The organism is Amycolatopsis sp. NPDC104587, assembly GCF_055583645.1.
The window spans coordinates 534,794-548,829 of sequence record NZ_JBVJNO010000003.1; the positions used below are offsets into that span (position 1 = coordinate 534,794).

Genomic DNA, 14,036 nt, shown 5'->3' on the forward strand with positions numbered 1-14,036 from the left:
CACCAGCATCGCCGAGCGCGGCGGCGAGGGCTAGCGGAAAAGCGACATGGGCGTGGTCAGCCGAGCAGGGCCGCCAGCGCCGGCACGTCGACGCCGACGAGCGAGTCGCGGAACACCCGCCGCTCCCCCGGCTCGACGGCGACGTCGTTCGGGACCACCAGCACCGTGCAGCCCGCCGCGACCGCCGACGCTGTGCCCGGCGGAGAGTCCTCCACCGCGACGCACCGCCGCGGATCGACGTCGAGCAGCTCGGCCGCCTTGAGGTACGGGCGCGGGTGCGGCTTGTTGAAGCCCTCGACCTCGTCGCCGCACACGGTGACGTCGAAGAACTCCCGGCCGATGGTGTTGAGCGCCAGTTCGGTGAGGTCCCGTTCCGTGGAGGTCACGAGCGCGGAGCGCAGGCCGGCCTCACGCACTGCGGTCAGCGCCTCGCGGGCGCCGGGGCGCCACGGCAGCGCGTCGTCGAACAGCCCGGCGGTGCGGCGGCGGATCTGTTCCCCGGTCGAGGCGACCGCTTCCGGCGTCACGGCCTGGCCGACGACCTCGAGCAGGTAGGCCGAGGTGTCGTCCATGTTGGACCCGACCAGCGTCATCCGCTGCTCCTCGGAAAGGGTGCCGCCGAGGGCTTCCGCCGTCTCGTAAAGCGCGACGTCCCACAGCTTCTCGGAATCGACGAGCGTGCCGTCCATGTCCCAGAGCACGGCGGCCAATCCGTCCACAGTGGAGTCTCCTCAGGTGTTGAAGTACTTGGCTTCGGGGTGGTGGCAGACGATCGCGTCGGTCGACTGCTCGGGGTGCAGCTGGTACTCCTCGGACAGCTTCACGCCGATGCGGCCCGGCTCGAGGAGCGCGACGATCTTCGCCCGGTCCTCGAGATCGGGACAGGCGCCATAGCCCAGTGAGAACCGTGCCCCACGGTAGCCGAGCTTGAAGAACTCCTCGACGTCGTCCGGGTCCTCTGAGGCGACCGCCACACCGCCCGGGAGGGTCAGCTCGCCCCGGATGCGGCCGTGCCAGTACTCGGCGAGCGCCTCGGTGAGCTGCACACCGAGGCCGTGCACCTCGAGGTAGTCGCGGTAGGCGTCGGCGGCGAAGAGCTCGTTCGCGTAGTCGGCGATGGGCCGGCCCATGGTCACGACGGTGAACGGGACCACGTCGACCACACCGTCCGAGACGGCTTCCCGCGGCCGGTAGAAGTCGGCCAGGCAGAGGCGGCGGTCCCGGCGCTGCCGCGGGAAGGTGAACCGCAGCCGCTCCGGCGCGTCGGGCGACGGCTCGGTCAGCACGACCAGGTCGTCCCCTTCGGCGACACACGGGAAGTAGCCGTAGACGACGGCCGCGTGCGCGAGGACACCGTCGGCGGTCAGCCGGTCGAGCCAGTACCGCAACCGCGGCCGGCCTTCGGACTCCACCAGCTCGTCGTAGGTCGGCCCGCTGCCGCCGCGGGCGCCCTTGAGCCCCCACTGCCCCATGAACGTCGCGCGCTCGTCGAGCATCGCGGCGTAGTCGGCGAGCGCGACCCCCTTGACCACCCGGGAACCCCAGAACGGCGGCGTCGGCAGCGGGACGTCGGTGGCGACGTCCGAGCGGGCGGGCGGCGGGCCTTCGAGGGCTTCCTCCTCGGCCTTGCGGGCTTTGCGGGCTTCGGCGATCCGCAGCGAGCGCTCCCGGCGTTCCTTGCGCTCACGGCGTTTCCCGTCCGCCTCGGCGTCCACAATGGTCGGCTTCCCGCGCTTGGCCGCCATGATCGCGTCCATCAGCCGCAGGCCCTCGAAAGCGTCCCGCGCGTAGCGGACGTCGCCGAGGTAGAGCTCGCTCAGGTCGTTCTCCACGTACGACCGGGTGAGCGCCGCGCCGCCGAGCAGGACGGGCCAGCGCGCGGAGACACCCCGGGAGTTCATCTCCTGGAGGTTCTCCTTCATGATCACCGTGGACTTGACCAGCAGCCCGGACATCCCGATCGCGTCGGCGCCCTGCTCCGCGGCCGCGTCCAGGATGGTCGTGATGGGCTGCTTGATGCCGAGGTTGACCACCTCGTAGCCGTTGTTGGACAGGATGATGTCGACCAGGTTCTTGCCGATGTCGTGCACGTCGCCGCGGACGGTGGCCAGCACGATCCGGCCCTTGCCCGAGTCGTCGCCGGTTTCCATGTGCGGCTCGAGGTGCGCGACGGCCGCCTTCATCACCTCGGCGGACTGCAGCACGAACGGCAGCTGCATCTGCCCGGACCCGAACAGCTCGCCGACGGTCTTCATGCCGGCCAGCAGCGTGTCGTTGATGATCTCCAGGGCGGGCCGCTGCTCCAGCGCGCTGTCGAGGTCGTCGGTGAGGCCGTTGCGCTCGCCGTCGACGATCCGCCGTTCCAGCCGTTCGAACAGCGGCAGCGCGGCCAGCTCCTCGGCCCGCGACGCCTTCGACGACGCCGCGCTGACCCCCTCGAACAGCGCCATCAGCTCCTGCAGCGGGTCGTACCCTTCGCGGCGGCGGTCGTGGACGAGGTCGAGGGCGACCGCGCGCCGGTCGTCCGGGATCCGGGCCATCGGCAGGATCTTCGACGCGTGCACGATCGCGGTGTCCAGCCCGGCCTGGACGCACTCGTGCAGGAACACGGAGTTGAGCACCTGCCGCGCGGCCGGGTTGAGGCCGAAGGAGATGTTCGAGAGGCCGAGCGTGGTCTGGACGTCGGGGTGACGGCGTTTGATCTCGCGGATCGCTTCGATCGTCTCGATGCCGTCGCGCCGGGACTCTTCCTGGCCGGTGGCGATGGTGAAGGTGAGCGCGTCGATGATGATGTCGGACGTCCGCACGCCCCACTTCCCGGTGATGTCGCCGATCAGCCGGGACGCGATGTCGGCCTTCTTCAGCGCGGTCCGCGCCTGGCCCTCTTCGTCGATGGTGAGGGCGACCACGGCGGCGCCGTACTCGCTGACCAGCTCCATGACCTGGGTGAACCGGGACTCGGGGCCGTCGCCGTCCTCGTAGTTGACGGAGTTGACCGCGCAGCGGCCGCCGAGGCGCTCCAGCCCGGCGCGCAGGACCGGGACCTCGGTGGAGTCGAGCATGATCGGCAGGGTGGACGCGGTGGCGAGCCGGCCGGCGAGCTCCGCCATGTCGGCCGTGCCGTCGCGCCCGACGTAGTCGACACACAGGTCCAGGAGGTGGGCGCCGTCGCGCGTCTGCTCGCGGGCGATCTCGACGCAGTCGTCCCAGCGGCCTTCCAGCATCGCGGTGCGGAACGCCTTCGAGCCGTTCGCGTTGGTCCGCTCGCCGATCATCAGCACGCTGGCGTCCTGCTTGAACGGCACCGCCTGGTAGAGCGACGACACGCCGGGCTCGGGCCGCGGCCGCCGCGGGACCGGAGCGGTTCCGGCGACGGCGGCCGCGAGCTGCCGGATGTGCTCGTCGGTCGTCCCGCAGCAGCCGCCGACCAGCCCGACACCGAACTCGCGCACGAACCCCGTCAACGCTTCGACCAGGGCTTCCGGGCCGAGCGGGTACACCGCGCCCGTCGGGCCCAGCTCCGGCAGGCCGGCGTTCGGCATCACCGACAGCGGCACCCGGGCGTGCTTGGCCAGCTGCCGCAGGTGCTCGCTCATCTCGGCCGGGCCGGTGGCGCAGTTGAGCCCGATGACGTCGACGCCGAGCGGCTCCAGCGCGGCCAGTGCGGCGCCGACCTCGGTGCCGAGCAGCATGGTGCCGGTGGTTTCGACGGTGATCGAAGCGAGGATCGGGACGTGCCGGCCCTCGGCGGCCATCGCGCGTTTGGCGCCGATGATCGACGCCTTCGTCTGGAGGATGTCCTGGGTGGTCTCGACGATCACCGCGTCGGCGCCGCCGGCGAGCAGGCCGCGGACCTCTTCGCGGTAGGCGTCGCGCAGCGTGGTGAACGGCGCGTGGCCGAGCGTCGGCAGCTTGGTGCCGGGGCCGACCGAGCCGAGCACGAACCGCGGGCGCTCCCGGGTCGCGAACTCGTCGGCCGTCTCGCGGGCCAGGCGGGCGCCTGCCTCGGCGAGCTCGAAGATCCGGTCAGCGATGTCGTATTCGGCGAAGTTGGCGAAATTGGCCCCGAAAGTGTTGGTTTCGACGGCGTCCGCCCCGGCTTCGAGGTAACCGCGGTGGACCGACCGGACGACGTCCGGCCGGGTGACGTTGAGGATCTCGTTGCAGCCTTCGAGGCCGCCGAAGTCGTCCAGGTTCAGGTCGTGGGCCTGCAGGGCGGTGCCCATCGCCCCGTCGGCCACCAGGACGCGCGAGCTGAGGGCTTCGAGCAACGGTGACGACCCGCGATCGGACATGCTGAACAGCGTAAGGCCGGTGGTCGTAGGCTGGTCCGGTGAGTGAGCCCGTCGACGAGACCCCGCGGCCGCCCGGCGACCGCCCCGAACCCTCCCGGCCCTTGATGGTGGTCGCCTTCGAAGGCTGGAACGACGCAGGTGACGCGGCCAGCCGGGCCGTCGAGCACCTGCAGCTCAACTGGGACGCCACTCCACTGGCCGAGCTGGAGCCCGACGACTACTACGACTTCCAGGTCAGCAGGCCCACGGTCCGGATGGTCGACGGCGTGACCCGCCGCGTCGACTGGCCGACGACGACGTTGTCGGTGTGCCGTCCCGACGGGTTCGACCGCGACGTGGTGCTCGTCCAGGGGCCCGAGCCGAACATGCGCTGGCGCGCCTTCTGCGCCGAGCTGCTCGAGCACATCAAGCAGCTGGACGTCGCGACCGTGGTGACGCTCGGCGCGCTGCTCGCCGACACCGCGCACACGCGGCCCGTCCCGGTCACCGGGACGGCGTACGACAAGGACACCGCGTCGCTCTACGGGCTCGAGATGAACAACTACCAGGGCCCGACCGGCATCGTCGGGATCCTGCAGGACTACTGCGTGCAGGCGGGTATCCCGGCCGTGTCGATCTGGGCCGCGGTGCCGCACTACGTGTCGCACCCGCCGTCCCCGAAGGCGACGCTGGCGCTGCTGCACAAGCTGGAGGACATCCTCGACGTCGAGATCCCGCTGGGCGCGCTGCCGGAGCAGTCCGAGGAGTGGCAGCGCACGGTCAGCGAGATGGCCGACGAGGACGAGGAGATCAGCGAGTACGTCCGCAGCCTCGAAGAGCGCGGCGACGCGCAGGAGGAGGTCGCGGAGCAGGACGTCAGCGGCGACAAGATCGCCGCCGAGTTCGAGCGCTACCTGCGCCGCCGCGGCCGGGGCGGCGGGCAGGAAGGCTTCGGCCTCCGCTGAGGGCTACTCGAGCCAGCTGGTGGCGAACGCCCGGGCGGGGTTCGCCACCAGCATGGCCGTGACGACGTCATCGCCGAGCCGCCGGGTCAGCCGCGGCGCCAGTGTGGTGAGCAGGTAGGAAGCGCCGGGCTCGTGGCGGGCCGCCGCGGTCGTCGTGTCGCCGCCGAGCAGGATCTGCCCGCCGTGCCCCGCCTCGACCAGGGCTTCGAGGCCGTCGAAGAGCCGCCCGTCGGTGGCGTGGTTGGCGCGCGACGGCCCGTCGAAGCCCAGGAACACGCCGGTTTCGGCGATCTCCCGCTGGATCCGCGGGTCCGGGTTGCGGTTGAGGTGCCCCAGGATCACCTGGTCGGCTGGCACGTCGAGCTGCCCGCACAGCAGCTCGGCGGTTTCGAGACCCGCCGTGCCCAGCTCGAGGTGCACGGCGATCGGCGCGCCGGTCTCCTGGTGCGCGACCGCGGCGGCGGTCATCGTCAGCCGGGCGTGGGAGTCGATCGTGTGGAACGCGCCGGCGACCTTGACCAGCCCGGCCCGCGGGCCGTCGCGCGGCTCGTCCGGCAGGTCCGCGGGCTGTGTGCCTTCGGTCAGGTCGGCGACGAACTCCCGCACCAGGCCGTCGACGAGCCGGCCGAGGACCGACGGCGCGTAGTGCTCCGCGCGGTGGAGGCCGGTGGCCGCGACGACGTGGACCTCGAGCTCCTTCGCCAGCCAGGCGAGCTCCCGGGTCCGGCGCGTGAGGCCGTACGGCGTCCACTGGACCAGCGCCGAGCCACCCGCGGTCCGGAACGCGAGCAGCGCGTGCGCGGCCTCGGTCGGGTCGTCCAGCTCCTGGCCGGGCAGCAGCTTCGAGGCGAAGAAGAGGTGGTCGTGCGCGTCGGTCACACCCAGCTCGGCCGGGTCGATGTCACCCAGCACCGTCCGGACCCGCGGTTCCCCCGTCACAAAGCCGAGTGTAACGCCTCAGCCGTTACGATGGGGCGGTGTCCGACGACTTCCGCCTCGACCTGGGCGCCCCTTGGCTGAACCTGCTCGCCACGCGCGGCCGCCACTTCGGGGCGAACCCGACCGAGCGGATGCCGGCACCGGAGCGGCTCGCCGAGTGGTTCGCCGCAGTCGGCCTGACTCCCCTGTCCCGGATCACCGGCGCCGACCTCGACGCGGCACACCGGCTCCGCGAGGTCCTGCGGGAGCTGGCGCTCGGCGCGGTCGACGGAATCGCCCCGAACGCGGACCAGGTGCGGGCGCTGACGGCGTTCTTCCGGGCCGAACCGGTCCACCTCGCCGCGCTCGACCGGCTGCACCGGAGTGCGCCCCCGACCGCCGTCGAGGCGTTGAGCAGGCTCGCCCTGCAGGCGGCCGACTGGCTCACCGGCCCGTTGCGCGACGACCTGCGCGTCTGCCCGGAGCAGGACTGCCGAGGTGTGTTCGCCGACCCCGGCGGCCGGCGGCGCTGGTGCCCGTCACCGGCGTGCGCCAGCCGAGGCCGGGTCCGCGCGCTCAGAGAACGTCGGCGTGCCGAGTCATGACGGCCAGATGATCCGGCGCATCGGCACGGCGCCCCGGGCGCGCTTGCGCCACTCGCGCGGATAACCCAGCGAAACCTCTTCGAAGCGGACGCCGTCCGCCTCCGTCGTCCGCGGGATGTGCAGGTGGCCGTAGACGGCGATCTCCGCGCGGTAGCGGACGTGCCAGTCTTCGGTCTTCGTCGTGCCGCACCACATCGCGAACTCCGGCCAGTACAGCGGCGCGGTCGGGTGGCGGTGCAGCGGCCAGTGCGACATCAGGATCGTGCCGTGGTCCTCGGGGATCGCGTCGAGACGCTCGGTGCTGAGCTTCAACCGGTCTTCGCACCACGCCTGGCGGCTCGGGTACGGGTCCGGGTGCAGGAAGTACTCGTCGGTGCAGACCACGCCGGCCTCCCGCGCCTGGCGTAGGGCCTCCTCCAGGGACTTCCCCTCGGCCTGCGGGGTCCGCCAGCTGTAGTCGTAGAGCAGGAACAGCGGCGCGATCGTCAGCGGCCGCGGGCCGTGGTCCCAGACCGGGTACTCGTCTTCGGGCGTCAGGACGCCGATCTCGCGGCACCGCTCGACGAGGTGCTCGTACCGGGCCTGGCCGCGCAGCTGGCAGTCGTCGGTGTTCGTCGTCCACAGCTCGTGGTTGCCCGGCACCCAGACGACCTTCGCGAACCGCTCACGCAGCGTCTTCAGCGTCGAGATGGTGGCTTCGGCCCGCTCGGCGACGTCTCCGGCGACGAGCAGCCAGTCCTCGGGCGTCTCCGGGACGACGGAGTCGAGGATGGGCCCGTTGCCCTCGTGGGTCACGTGGAGGTCGCTGGTGGCGAAGAGATGTGGCACCCCTCCACCGTAACCACCGCCCGAGTGGGAATTCGCCGGAACCGGGTGTTGCCGGCCAGCACCAGCACTCCGGCGAGGACGTAGACGCCCGCCTGGACGTCCAGCAGCACCGCGGACCCGGTCGTCGTGACGAGCGTGCCGGCGAGCAGCGCACCGACGGTCGTGAAGGTGGCGATGACCGCGAAAGTCGTGCTCAGCACACGTCCGGCGCGTACCGGCGCGACCGCGCTCTGGATCTCCGACAGCACTCCGGCGCCGACGACCACCCCGGGCGCGCCCACCAGCACGAACAACCCGACGTACACGCCCATCGCCGTGGTCACCGCGGCCAGGTTCCAGATCACCGCGGACAGCAGGCCCAGCACCAGCGAGCCCCAGCCGAGCAGCGCGACCGGCGCCACCCGCCGGGCCACCGTGGCGATGGCGAACCCGGCGGCCAGGCCGCCGAGCGCCTGCACGCCGCGCAGCAGGCCCGCGTCGGCTTCGCTGCCGCCGAGCACGTCCAGGACGTAGACCACGAACAACACGAGGAACATGCCCTGCGCCACCGAGGTGAACACCAGCGCGAGGCCGGTGCGCCACAGCCGCCGGTTGTGCGTGAGCTCGCGCAGGCCGTCGAGCCACGCCCGCACCACCGGTTCGCGGGCCGCGACCGGCGCCGGCGCGGCCACCCGGCGGAACGGCTTGGCCAGCAGCGCCGCGGCCACGACCAGCACCGCGAGGTACCCGGTGATGACGTCCGCGAGCCCGCCGAAGCCCAGCAGCGCGCCGCCCGCCCAGCCGCCGGCCAGCCGGGCGACACTGCCGTTGACGCTCATCAGCCCGTTCGCGCCGGTCACGTCCGCGACGCCGACCAGCTCCGGGACGAGCGCGTTGCGCGCGGGTTCGAACACCGACGCGAGTGCCGCCTGCGCGGCCATCACGCCGTACACCACGGTGACGCCCGGCTCGGCCAGCAGCGGCAACGCGACGACAGCGAGCCCGCAGCAGACGCCGAACAGCACCGCGCGGCGGTTCCACCGGTCGGCCACCACACCGGCGACCGGGCTGAGCAGCACCGCGGGCAGCAGGCCGAGCACGATGCTCAGCGCCGTCGTCGCCGCGGAGCCGGTGCGCTGGAAGACGTAGACCGGCAGCGCGACCTGCAGCATCCACTCCGCCGTCTCGCCGAAGAAGGCGGCCACCCACAAGCGGGCGAACGCCGGCACCCCCAGCAGCTGCTTCATTCCTCCGCCTTCCCCGAGTGCTCGATGCGCGGGAACGCCCGCAGGCCGACGTGCACCGGGCGCGCGTCCGGCGGCGCGTCCGTCCGGATCGGGCTCACGTACGGCCGGACCAGGGCGTCGATCGCTTCGGTCAGCCGGGTCAGCTCGTCGGGTGTGACGCGCAGCGTGTAGGTGCTCAGCCCGGACGCCGCGCGCCAGGCCGGGTCGAGGCCGTCGAGCGAGTCCAGGTACCGCTGGGTCAGCTCCTGTTCGTGGCCGAGGGTCGCGCCCACCACGCCGATCTGGGCGGCCCGGTGCGCCGGCTCGTCGGCCAGCTCCCCCAGCTCGAGCCCGACCTGCCGGGCGCGCCACGGCCGTTCGCGCCCGTCTTCCCCCTCGGCCCGCTCGACCAGGCCGTACTGGGCGAGCTGCCGCAGGTGCCAGCTGCAGTTGGACGCGGTGGAGCCGACGGCTTCGGCGCACTCGCTCGCGGTCCGCGGGCCGACGGCCGTGAGGTGGTTGAGCAGGGCCGAGCGCAGCGGGTGCGCCAGGGCGCGCAGCAGCTCGACGTCCTCGATCCGCTTGCGCGGCGGCAGCTCGGCCATCGGTCGTCCTATCTGAAAGAGTTATTTCGAAAGTGCTCTTTCATAGTTGGTCCCGCCCGCGGGTTTGTCAACCGGCTCCGCTAACGTTCGCGGGGCAGCGGCTGCGCCGAGCAGTGACTGCGTCGTCACCCGACCTTGGATGGATGTTGCCCGACCAGCGCGAACTCGCCACCGCCGCCGCCCTCGCCCTCCCCCGGTTCGTGGGTTCGACCGCGCTGTTCCACGCGGCCGTCGCCGAGCGGATGGCCGTCACCCCCACCGAGCTGCACTGCCTGCACCTGCTGCACGGCGGGGTCAGCGACTCGCCGACCGAGCTCGCCCGGCTGCTCGGGGTGACCACCGGCGCGTTCACCCGGCTGCTCGACCGGATGGAACGGCACCGGCTGGCCGAGCGCGCCAAGGACCCCGCGGACCGCCGCCGGCTCGTCGTCCGCCCACTGCCCGACCGGATGGCGGAGCTCGCCGAGCTGTACGCGCCGATGGCCCTGTTCGTCGGCGAGCGGCTCGCGCACCTCGACCGCCGTCAGCTGACCGCCCTGCTCGAGTTCCTCACCGACGGCACCGCCGCGGCCGAGCAGTCGACCCTCCAGCTCCCGGACGATGTGACCCACGCCATATCCAATTGACTAACTCTACGAATGTTGCGTTAGAGTGGTCGCACTATGAGGAACTGAACCGCGCCCATCCCGCTTCCGAGGCGGCACCCGGTCGAGCCTGACGCTCCCGCGTGCCACGACGCCCGGCGGGATTTCCGCTTCTTCTCATCCGGGCCCGGTGATCGCACATGTCCACCCTCTTTCCCTTGCAGGCCAAGGACGTCGTCTTCGGCTACGGCACCCGCGTCGTCCTCGACGGCGTCTCGCTGACCGCGTCCGCCGGGCAGCGCCTCGGCCTGGTCGGCGAGAACGGCACCGGCAAGTCCACCCTGCTGCGGCTGCTCGCCGGGCTCGAAGAACCCCGCGCCGGCGAGGTGCGGCGCGGCCCGGACGTCGGGTTCCTGCTGCAGGAGCTGCCGTTCGCCCTGGACGCGACCTTCGCCGACGTGATCGACGACGCGCTCGCCGAGATCCGCGCCGCCACCGTCCGGCTCGACGAGCTGACCACGGCCATGACCGACCGCCCCGACGACGCGGACGTGCTCGAGGAGTACGGCCGGGTCCTGGAGTGGGCCCAGGCCCACGACCTCTGGGACGCCGACCGGCGCGCCAAGCTCGTCTGCGACGGGCTCGGCCTCGGCGGGGTCGAACCGGACCGGCGGCTCGGCACGCTCTCGGGCGGGCAGCGGTCACGGCTCGGCCTGGCCGCGCTGCTGGTCCGCCGGCCGGAAACCCTGCTGCTGGACGAGCCGACCAACCACCTCGACGACACCGCGATGGACTTCCTGGAACGCCACCTCACCGAGCTGACCGGGATCGTGGTGCTGTCGTCACACGACCGGGTGTTCCTCGACGCCGTCTGCACCGACATCGTCGACCTCGACCCGGCCGCGGCCGACCGCCAGGCCGGCGGCGCGGTCCGCTACGGCGGGACCTACACCGACTACCTCGGCCACAAGAAGGCCGAGCGCGCCCGCTGGGAGCAGCGGTTCGCCGAAGAGCAAGAGGAGCTGAAGGAGCTGCGGGAGACCGTCGCGGTCACGGCGCGGAACGTCGCCTACGGCCGCGGCCCGCGGGACAACGACAAGTTCATCCACCACTTCAAGGGCGCCCGCGTCCAGAAGACGATCTCCCGGCGGGTGCGCGACGCCGAGCAGCGGCTCGAGCACCTCGAGCGCGACCAGGTCCGCAAACCCCCGGCGCCGCTGCGGTTCCGGGCCGAGCTCACCGGTCGTGCGAACGGGGACGGACCGGCGATCTCGGTGCGCTCGCTGGAGGTGCCGGGCCGGCTGACGCTGCCCCGGCTGGACGTCGACGGCGCGGCGCGGCTGCTCGTCACCGGCGGCAACGGCGCCGGGAAGTCGACCCTGCTGTCGGTGCTGGCCGGGCGGCTGGCCCCGGCGGGCGGGAGCGTCCACTTCGGACACGGGGTGCGGGTCGGGTTGCTGGAGCAGGACGTCGTGTTCGCCGATCCGGAGCGGACGGCGGCCCGGGTGTACCGGGACACGCTCGGCGAGGACGCTCCCCCGTTGAGCCACCTCGGCCTGCTCGCGTCCCGGGACCTGCGGCAGCCGGTGGGCGCGTTGTCCGTGGGCCAGCGGCGGCGGCTGGCGCTGGCGGTGCTGCTCGCCGAACCGCCGGACGTGCTCCTGCTGGACGAGCCGACGAACCACATTTCGCTGACCCTGGCGGAAGAACTGTTCACGGCGCTGGAGACGGCGCCGGGCGCGGTCGTCATCGCGTCCCACGACCGGTGGCTGCGCCGGGACTGGACGGGTGACCACCTGGAGCTGGCCGCCGGCCGGCCCGCCGCGGTATAGGTCGTTATACACGGCGGAGCTTTCACGTGAAAGCTCCGCCGTTGGCCGTCAGAGGGTGATGCCGAGGAGGGCGTCGACGGCGATGCGGATGAGGCCCGGCGCCGCCGGGTCCGTGCCGTCCCGGCGCAGGGCTTCGGTCGCCCACGCGTCGACCGCCGCGAGGGCCTTCGGCGTGTCGAGGTCGTCGGAGAGGTGGTCGCGCAGCCGCGTGACCGTGTCCTCGGCGGACGGTCCCGTGGCGAGCGAGACGGCCTCGCGCCAGCGGGCCAGGCGGGTCTCCGCCTCGGTCAGGAGGCCGGCCGACCACGGCCGGTCCTCGCGGTAGTGGCCGGCGAACAGGGCCAGCCGGATCGCACCCGGGTCGACCTTGTCGGCGCGCAGCCGCGAGACGAACACGAGGTTCCCGCGCGACTTCGACATCTTCTCGCCGTCGAGGCCGATCATGCCGGCGTGGACGTAGTGGCGGGCGAACTGCCCGTCCTTGGCCACGGCTTCGGCGTGCGCCGCGCTGTACTCGTGGTGCGGGAAGATCAGGTCCGACCCGCCGCCCTGGAGGTCGAACCCGAGGCCCAGCCGGTTGACCGCGATCGCGCTGCACTCGATGTGCCAGCCCGGCCGGCCGGCGCCGAGCTCGGACTCCCACGACGGCTCGCCTTCGCGGGCGACGCGCCACAGGAGCGCGTCGAGCGGGTGGCGCTTGCCGGCGCGGTCGGGGTCACCGCCGCGCTCGGCGAAGAACTTCGCCATGGTCGCCTCGTCGTAGTTCGACTCGTACCCGAACTTCCCGGTCGCCGTGTGGTCGAAGTAGACGTCCGGGAACTCCGGGTCGTCGGCCCGGTACGCGCTGCCGTTGGCCAGCAGCTTCGCGATGACCTCGACGATCTCCGGGATGCTCTCGACGGCGCCGACGAACTGCTTCGGCGGCAGTACCCGCAGGGCGACCATGTCCTCGCGGTACAGCGCGGTCTCGCGCATGCCGAGCACGACCCAGTCGTCGTGGTCACGCTCGGCGCGCTCCAGCAGCGGCTCGTCGATGTCCGTCACGTTCTGCACGTAGTGGACCTCGTGCCCGTTGTCCCGCCACACCCGGTTCACCAGGTCGAAGGTGAGGTACGTGGCGGCGTGGCCCAGGTGCGTCGCGTCGTAGGGCGTGATGCCGCAGACGTACATCCGGGCGGTGGCGCCGGGCGCGGTCGGGCGGATCTGCCCGGTGGCCGTGTCGTGGAGCCGCAGCGGGCGGGGGGTGCCGGGAACGCGGGGCACGTCGACCGATGACCAAGTCTGCATACCCTCGACTGTAAGCGTTCGTTCCGGCGCCCTCCCGCCCGGTGGGACTCCTCCCCCACGTGGCGCAGCAACTACTCCCGGCGTGCTGCGTTCGCCCTGATCGCGTCGCGGACGAAGACACCGGCGCCCGGCCGCTGTTCGTCCTCGCGGACCAGGAACGCGAGCTGCGCCGGCTCTGTGACGTACAGCTCACCGATCCGCCGCTGCGTCGTGTACGAGCACTCCCCCATGACCCGGCTCAGCATCGTCCGGTGCTCCTCGGCGAGGTCCATCGCCTCGGCGCCGTCCGGGGCGCCGCCCGCGTCGAGGAGCGCGGTCAGCCGGCGCACCCAGTCCTGCCGGGCCGTCTCCCCCGCCGTCAGGTCCTCCTTGGACGGTGTGGCCGCGCCCTGCCACTCGGGCGTGTTCCCCCACCGCTGCGCGGCTTCCTCCGCGTAGCCGGCCGGTTCCGTGAACCCGCCGAACACTTCGAACTTCTCTTCGGGCGTCAGTGCGTTGCCCATGGCTCTCGCCTCCATCACACGATCGACGGCCGCGACCATCCGCCCGAGCTCCCCGATGCGCTCGACCAGCAGCTCCCGCTGGCGTGACAGGTGCGCGTCGGCGTTGAGGCCCGGGTCGTCGACGAGGTCGCGATCGTCTCGAGGGGGAACCCGAGCTCCCGGTAGAACAGGATGCGCTGCAACCGGTCGAGATCGTCGTCGCCGTAGCTGCGGTACCCCGACGGCGTCCGCCCGCTCGGGCTGAGCAGGCCGATCTCGTCGTAGTGGTGCAGCGTCCGGACGGTGATCCCGGCCAGCGCGGCGACCTTGCCCACGGGGTGGCCCATCGTTGCCCCTCCTCTTCCGGCCGGTGTGGCCCTTGCGGTGTCCACCGTGGTGCCTCACGCGACGTGAGGGTCAAGCGTCACCCTTCCGTAGCCGTCGTCGCGCG

Annotated in this window: 13 protein-coding genes; 4 read left to right on the plus strand and 9 right to left on the minus strand. The window is 72.3% G+C overall.

Going from position 1 to position 14,036, the window contains the following annotated elements:
* Positions 1 to 56: 56 nt before the first annotated feature.
* Together ACZ61C_RS10610 and metH are read right to left on the minus strand one after the other, a co-directional pair.
* Complete coding sequence (locus ACZ61C_RS10610) at positions 57 to 719, minus strand: HAD family hydrolase (protein ID WP_465305154.1); 663 nt, start codon at positions 717 to 719, stop codon at positions 57 to 59.
* Positions 720 to 731: 12 nt separating this feature from the next.
* Complete coding sequence (metH, locus tag ACZ61C_RS10615) at positions 732 to 4,295, minus strand: methionine synthase (RefSeq protein WP_465305156.1); 3,564 nt, start codon at positions 4,293 to 4,295, stop codon at positions 732 to 734.
* A 38-nt stretch (positions 4,296 to 4,333) separates the two neighbouring features.
* Between metH and ACZ61C_RS10620 the strand changes: the two genes are divergently transcribed.
* Entirely contained in the window at positions 4,334 to 5,239 is a 906-nt protein-coding gene (locus ACZ61C_RS10620) for a PAC2 family protein (RefSeq protein ID WP_465305158.1), read from the plus strand.
* 3 nt (positions 5,240 to 5,242) lie between these two features.
* On the opposite strand, the gene ACZ61C_RS10625 is transcribed toward ACZ61C_RS10620, so the two are convergent.
* Positions 5,243 to 6,178 carry a phosphotriesterase family protein gene (locus ACZ61C_RS10625; protein ID WP_465305160.1) on the minus strand — a complete coding sequence of 312 codons (936 nt, stop codon included), beginning with the start codon at positions 6,176 to 6,178 and terminating at the stop codon, positions 5,243 to 5,245.
* Positions 6,179 to 6,216: 38 nt separating this feature from the next.
* On the opposite strand from ACZ61C_RS10625, the gene ACZ61C_RS10630 reads away from it, so the two are divergent.
* Positions 6,217 to 6,762, plus strand: coding sequence for a CGNR zinc finger domain-containing protein (locus ACZ61C_RS10630; RefSeq protein WP_465305162.1), 546 nt, complete (start codon positions 6,217 to 6,219; stop codon positions 6,760 to 6,762).
* On the opposite strand, the gene ACZ61C_RS10635 is transcribed toward ACZ61C_RS10630, so the two are convergent.
* From ACZ61C_RS10635 to ACZ61C_RS10645, 3 genes are read right to left on the minus strand one after another with little or no spacing between them, the layout of a single operon-like run.
* Entirely contained in the window at positions 6,757 to 7,590 is an 834-nt protein-coding gene (locus tag ACZ61C_RS10635) for a metallophosphoesterase family protein (protein ID WP_465305164.1), read from the minus strand. The two genes, ACZ61C_RS10630 and ACZ61C_RS10635, sit on opposite strands and share 6 nt — an antisense overlap.
* Complete coding sequence (locus ACZ61C_RS10640) at positions 7,554 to 8,816, minus strand: MFS transporter (RefSeq protein ID WP_465305166.1); 1,263 nt, start codon at positions 8,814 to 8,816, stop codon at positions 7,554 to 7,556. Before ACZ61C_RS10640 ends, ACZ61C_RS10635 begins: the two co-directional genes overlap by 37 nt.
* Positions 8,813 to 9,400 carry an ArsR/SmtB family transcription factor gene (locus tag ACZ61C_RS10645; RefSeq protein ID WP_465305168.1) on the minus strand — a complete coding sequence of 196 codons (588 nt, stop codon included), beginning with the start codon at positions 9,398 to 9,400 and terminating at the stop codon, positions 8,813 to 8,815. The genes ACZ61C_RS10640 and ACZ61C_RS10645 overlap by 4 nt, the downstream gene beginning before the upstream one ends.
* A gap of 146 nt (positions 9,401 to 9,546) precedes the next feature.
* On the opposite strand from ACZ61C_RS10645, the gene ACZ61C_RS10650 reads away from it, so the two are divergent.
* Together ACZ61C_RS10650 and ACZ61C_RS10655 are read left to right on the plus strand one after the other, a co-directional pair.
* Complete coding sequence (locus tag ACZ61C_RS10650; protein ID WP_465305633.1) at positions 9,547 to 10,026, plus strand: MarR family winged helix-turn-helix transcriptional regulator; 480 nt, start codon at positions 9,547 to 9,549, stop codon at positions 10,024 to 10,026.
* A 158-nt stretch (positions 10,027 to 10,184) separates the two neighbouring features.
* Complete coding sequence (locus tag ACZ61C_RS10655) at positions 10,185 to 11,816, plus strand: ABC-F family ATP-binding cassette domain-containing protein (RefSeq protein ID WP_465305170.1); 1,632 nt, start codon at positions 10,185 to 10,187, stop codon at positions 11,814 to 11,816.
* Positions 11,817 to 11,864: 48 nt separating this feature from the next.
* Here the strand turns inward: ACZ61C_RS10655 and mshC are convergent, their stop codons facing one another.
* The 3 genes from mshC to ACZ61C_RS10670 form a co-directional block, all read right to left on the minus strand.
* Positions 11,865 to 13,103: a cysteine--1-D-myo-inosityl 2-amino-2-deoxy-alpha-D-glucopyranoside ligase gene (gene mshC, locus ACZ61C_RS10660; RefSeq protein ID WP_465305172.1), complete on the minus strand. Its 1,239-nt coding sequence runs from the start codon at positions 13,101 to 13,103 to the stop codon at positions 11,865 to 11,867.
* Positions 13,104 to 13,174: 71 nt separating this feature from the next.
* Positions 13,175 to 13,606: a TipAS antibiotic-recognition domain-containing protein gene (locus ACZ61C_RS10665; protein WP_465305174.1), complete on the minus strand. Its 432-nt coding sequence runs from the start codon at positions 13,604 to 13,606 to the stop codon at positions 13,175 to 13,177.
* Positions 13,607 to 13,620: 14 nt separating this feature from the next.
* Entirely contained in the window at positions 13,621 to 13,932 is a 312-nt protein-coding gene (locus ACZ61C_RS10670; protein ID WP_465305176.1) for a MerR family transcriptional regulator, read from the minus strand.
* Positions 13,933 to 14,036: the final 104 nt, after the last annotated feature.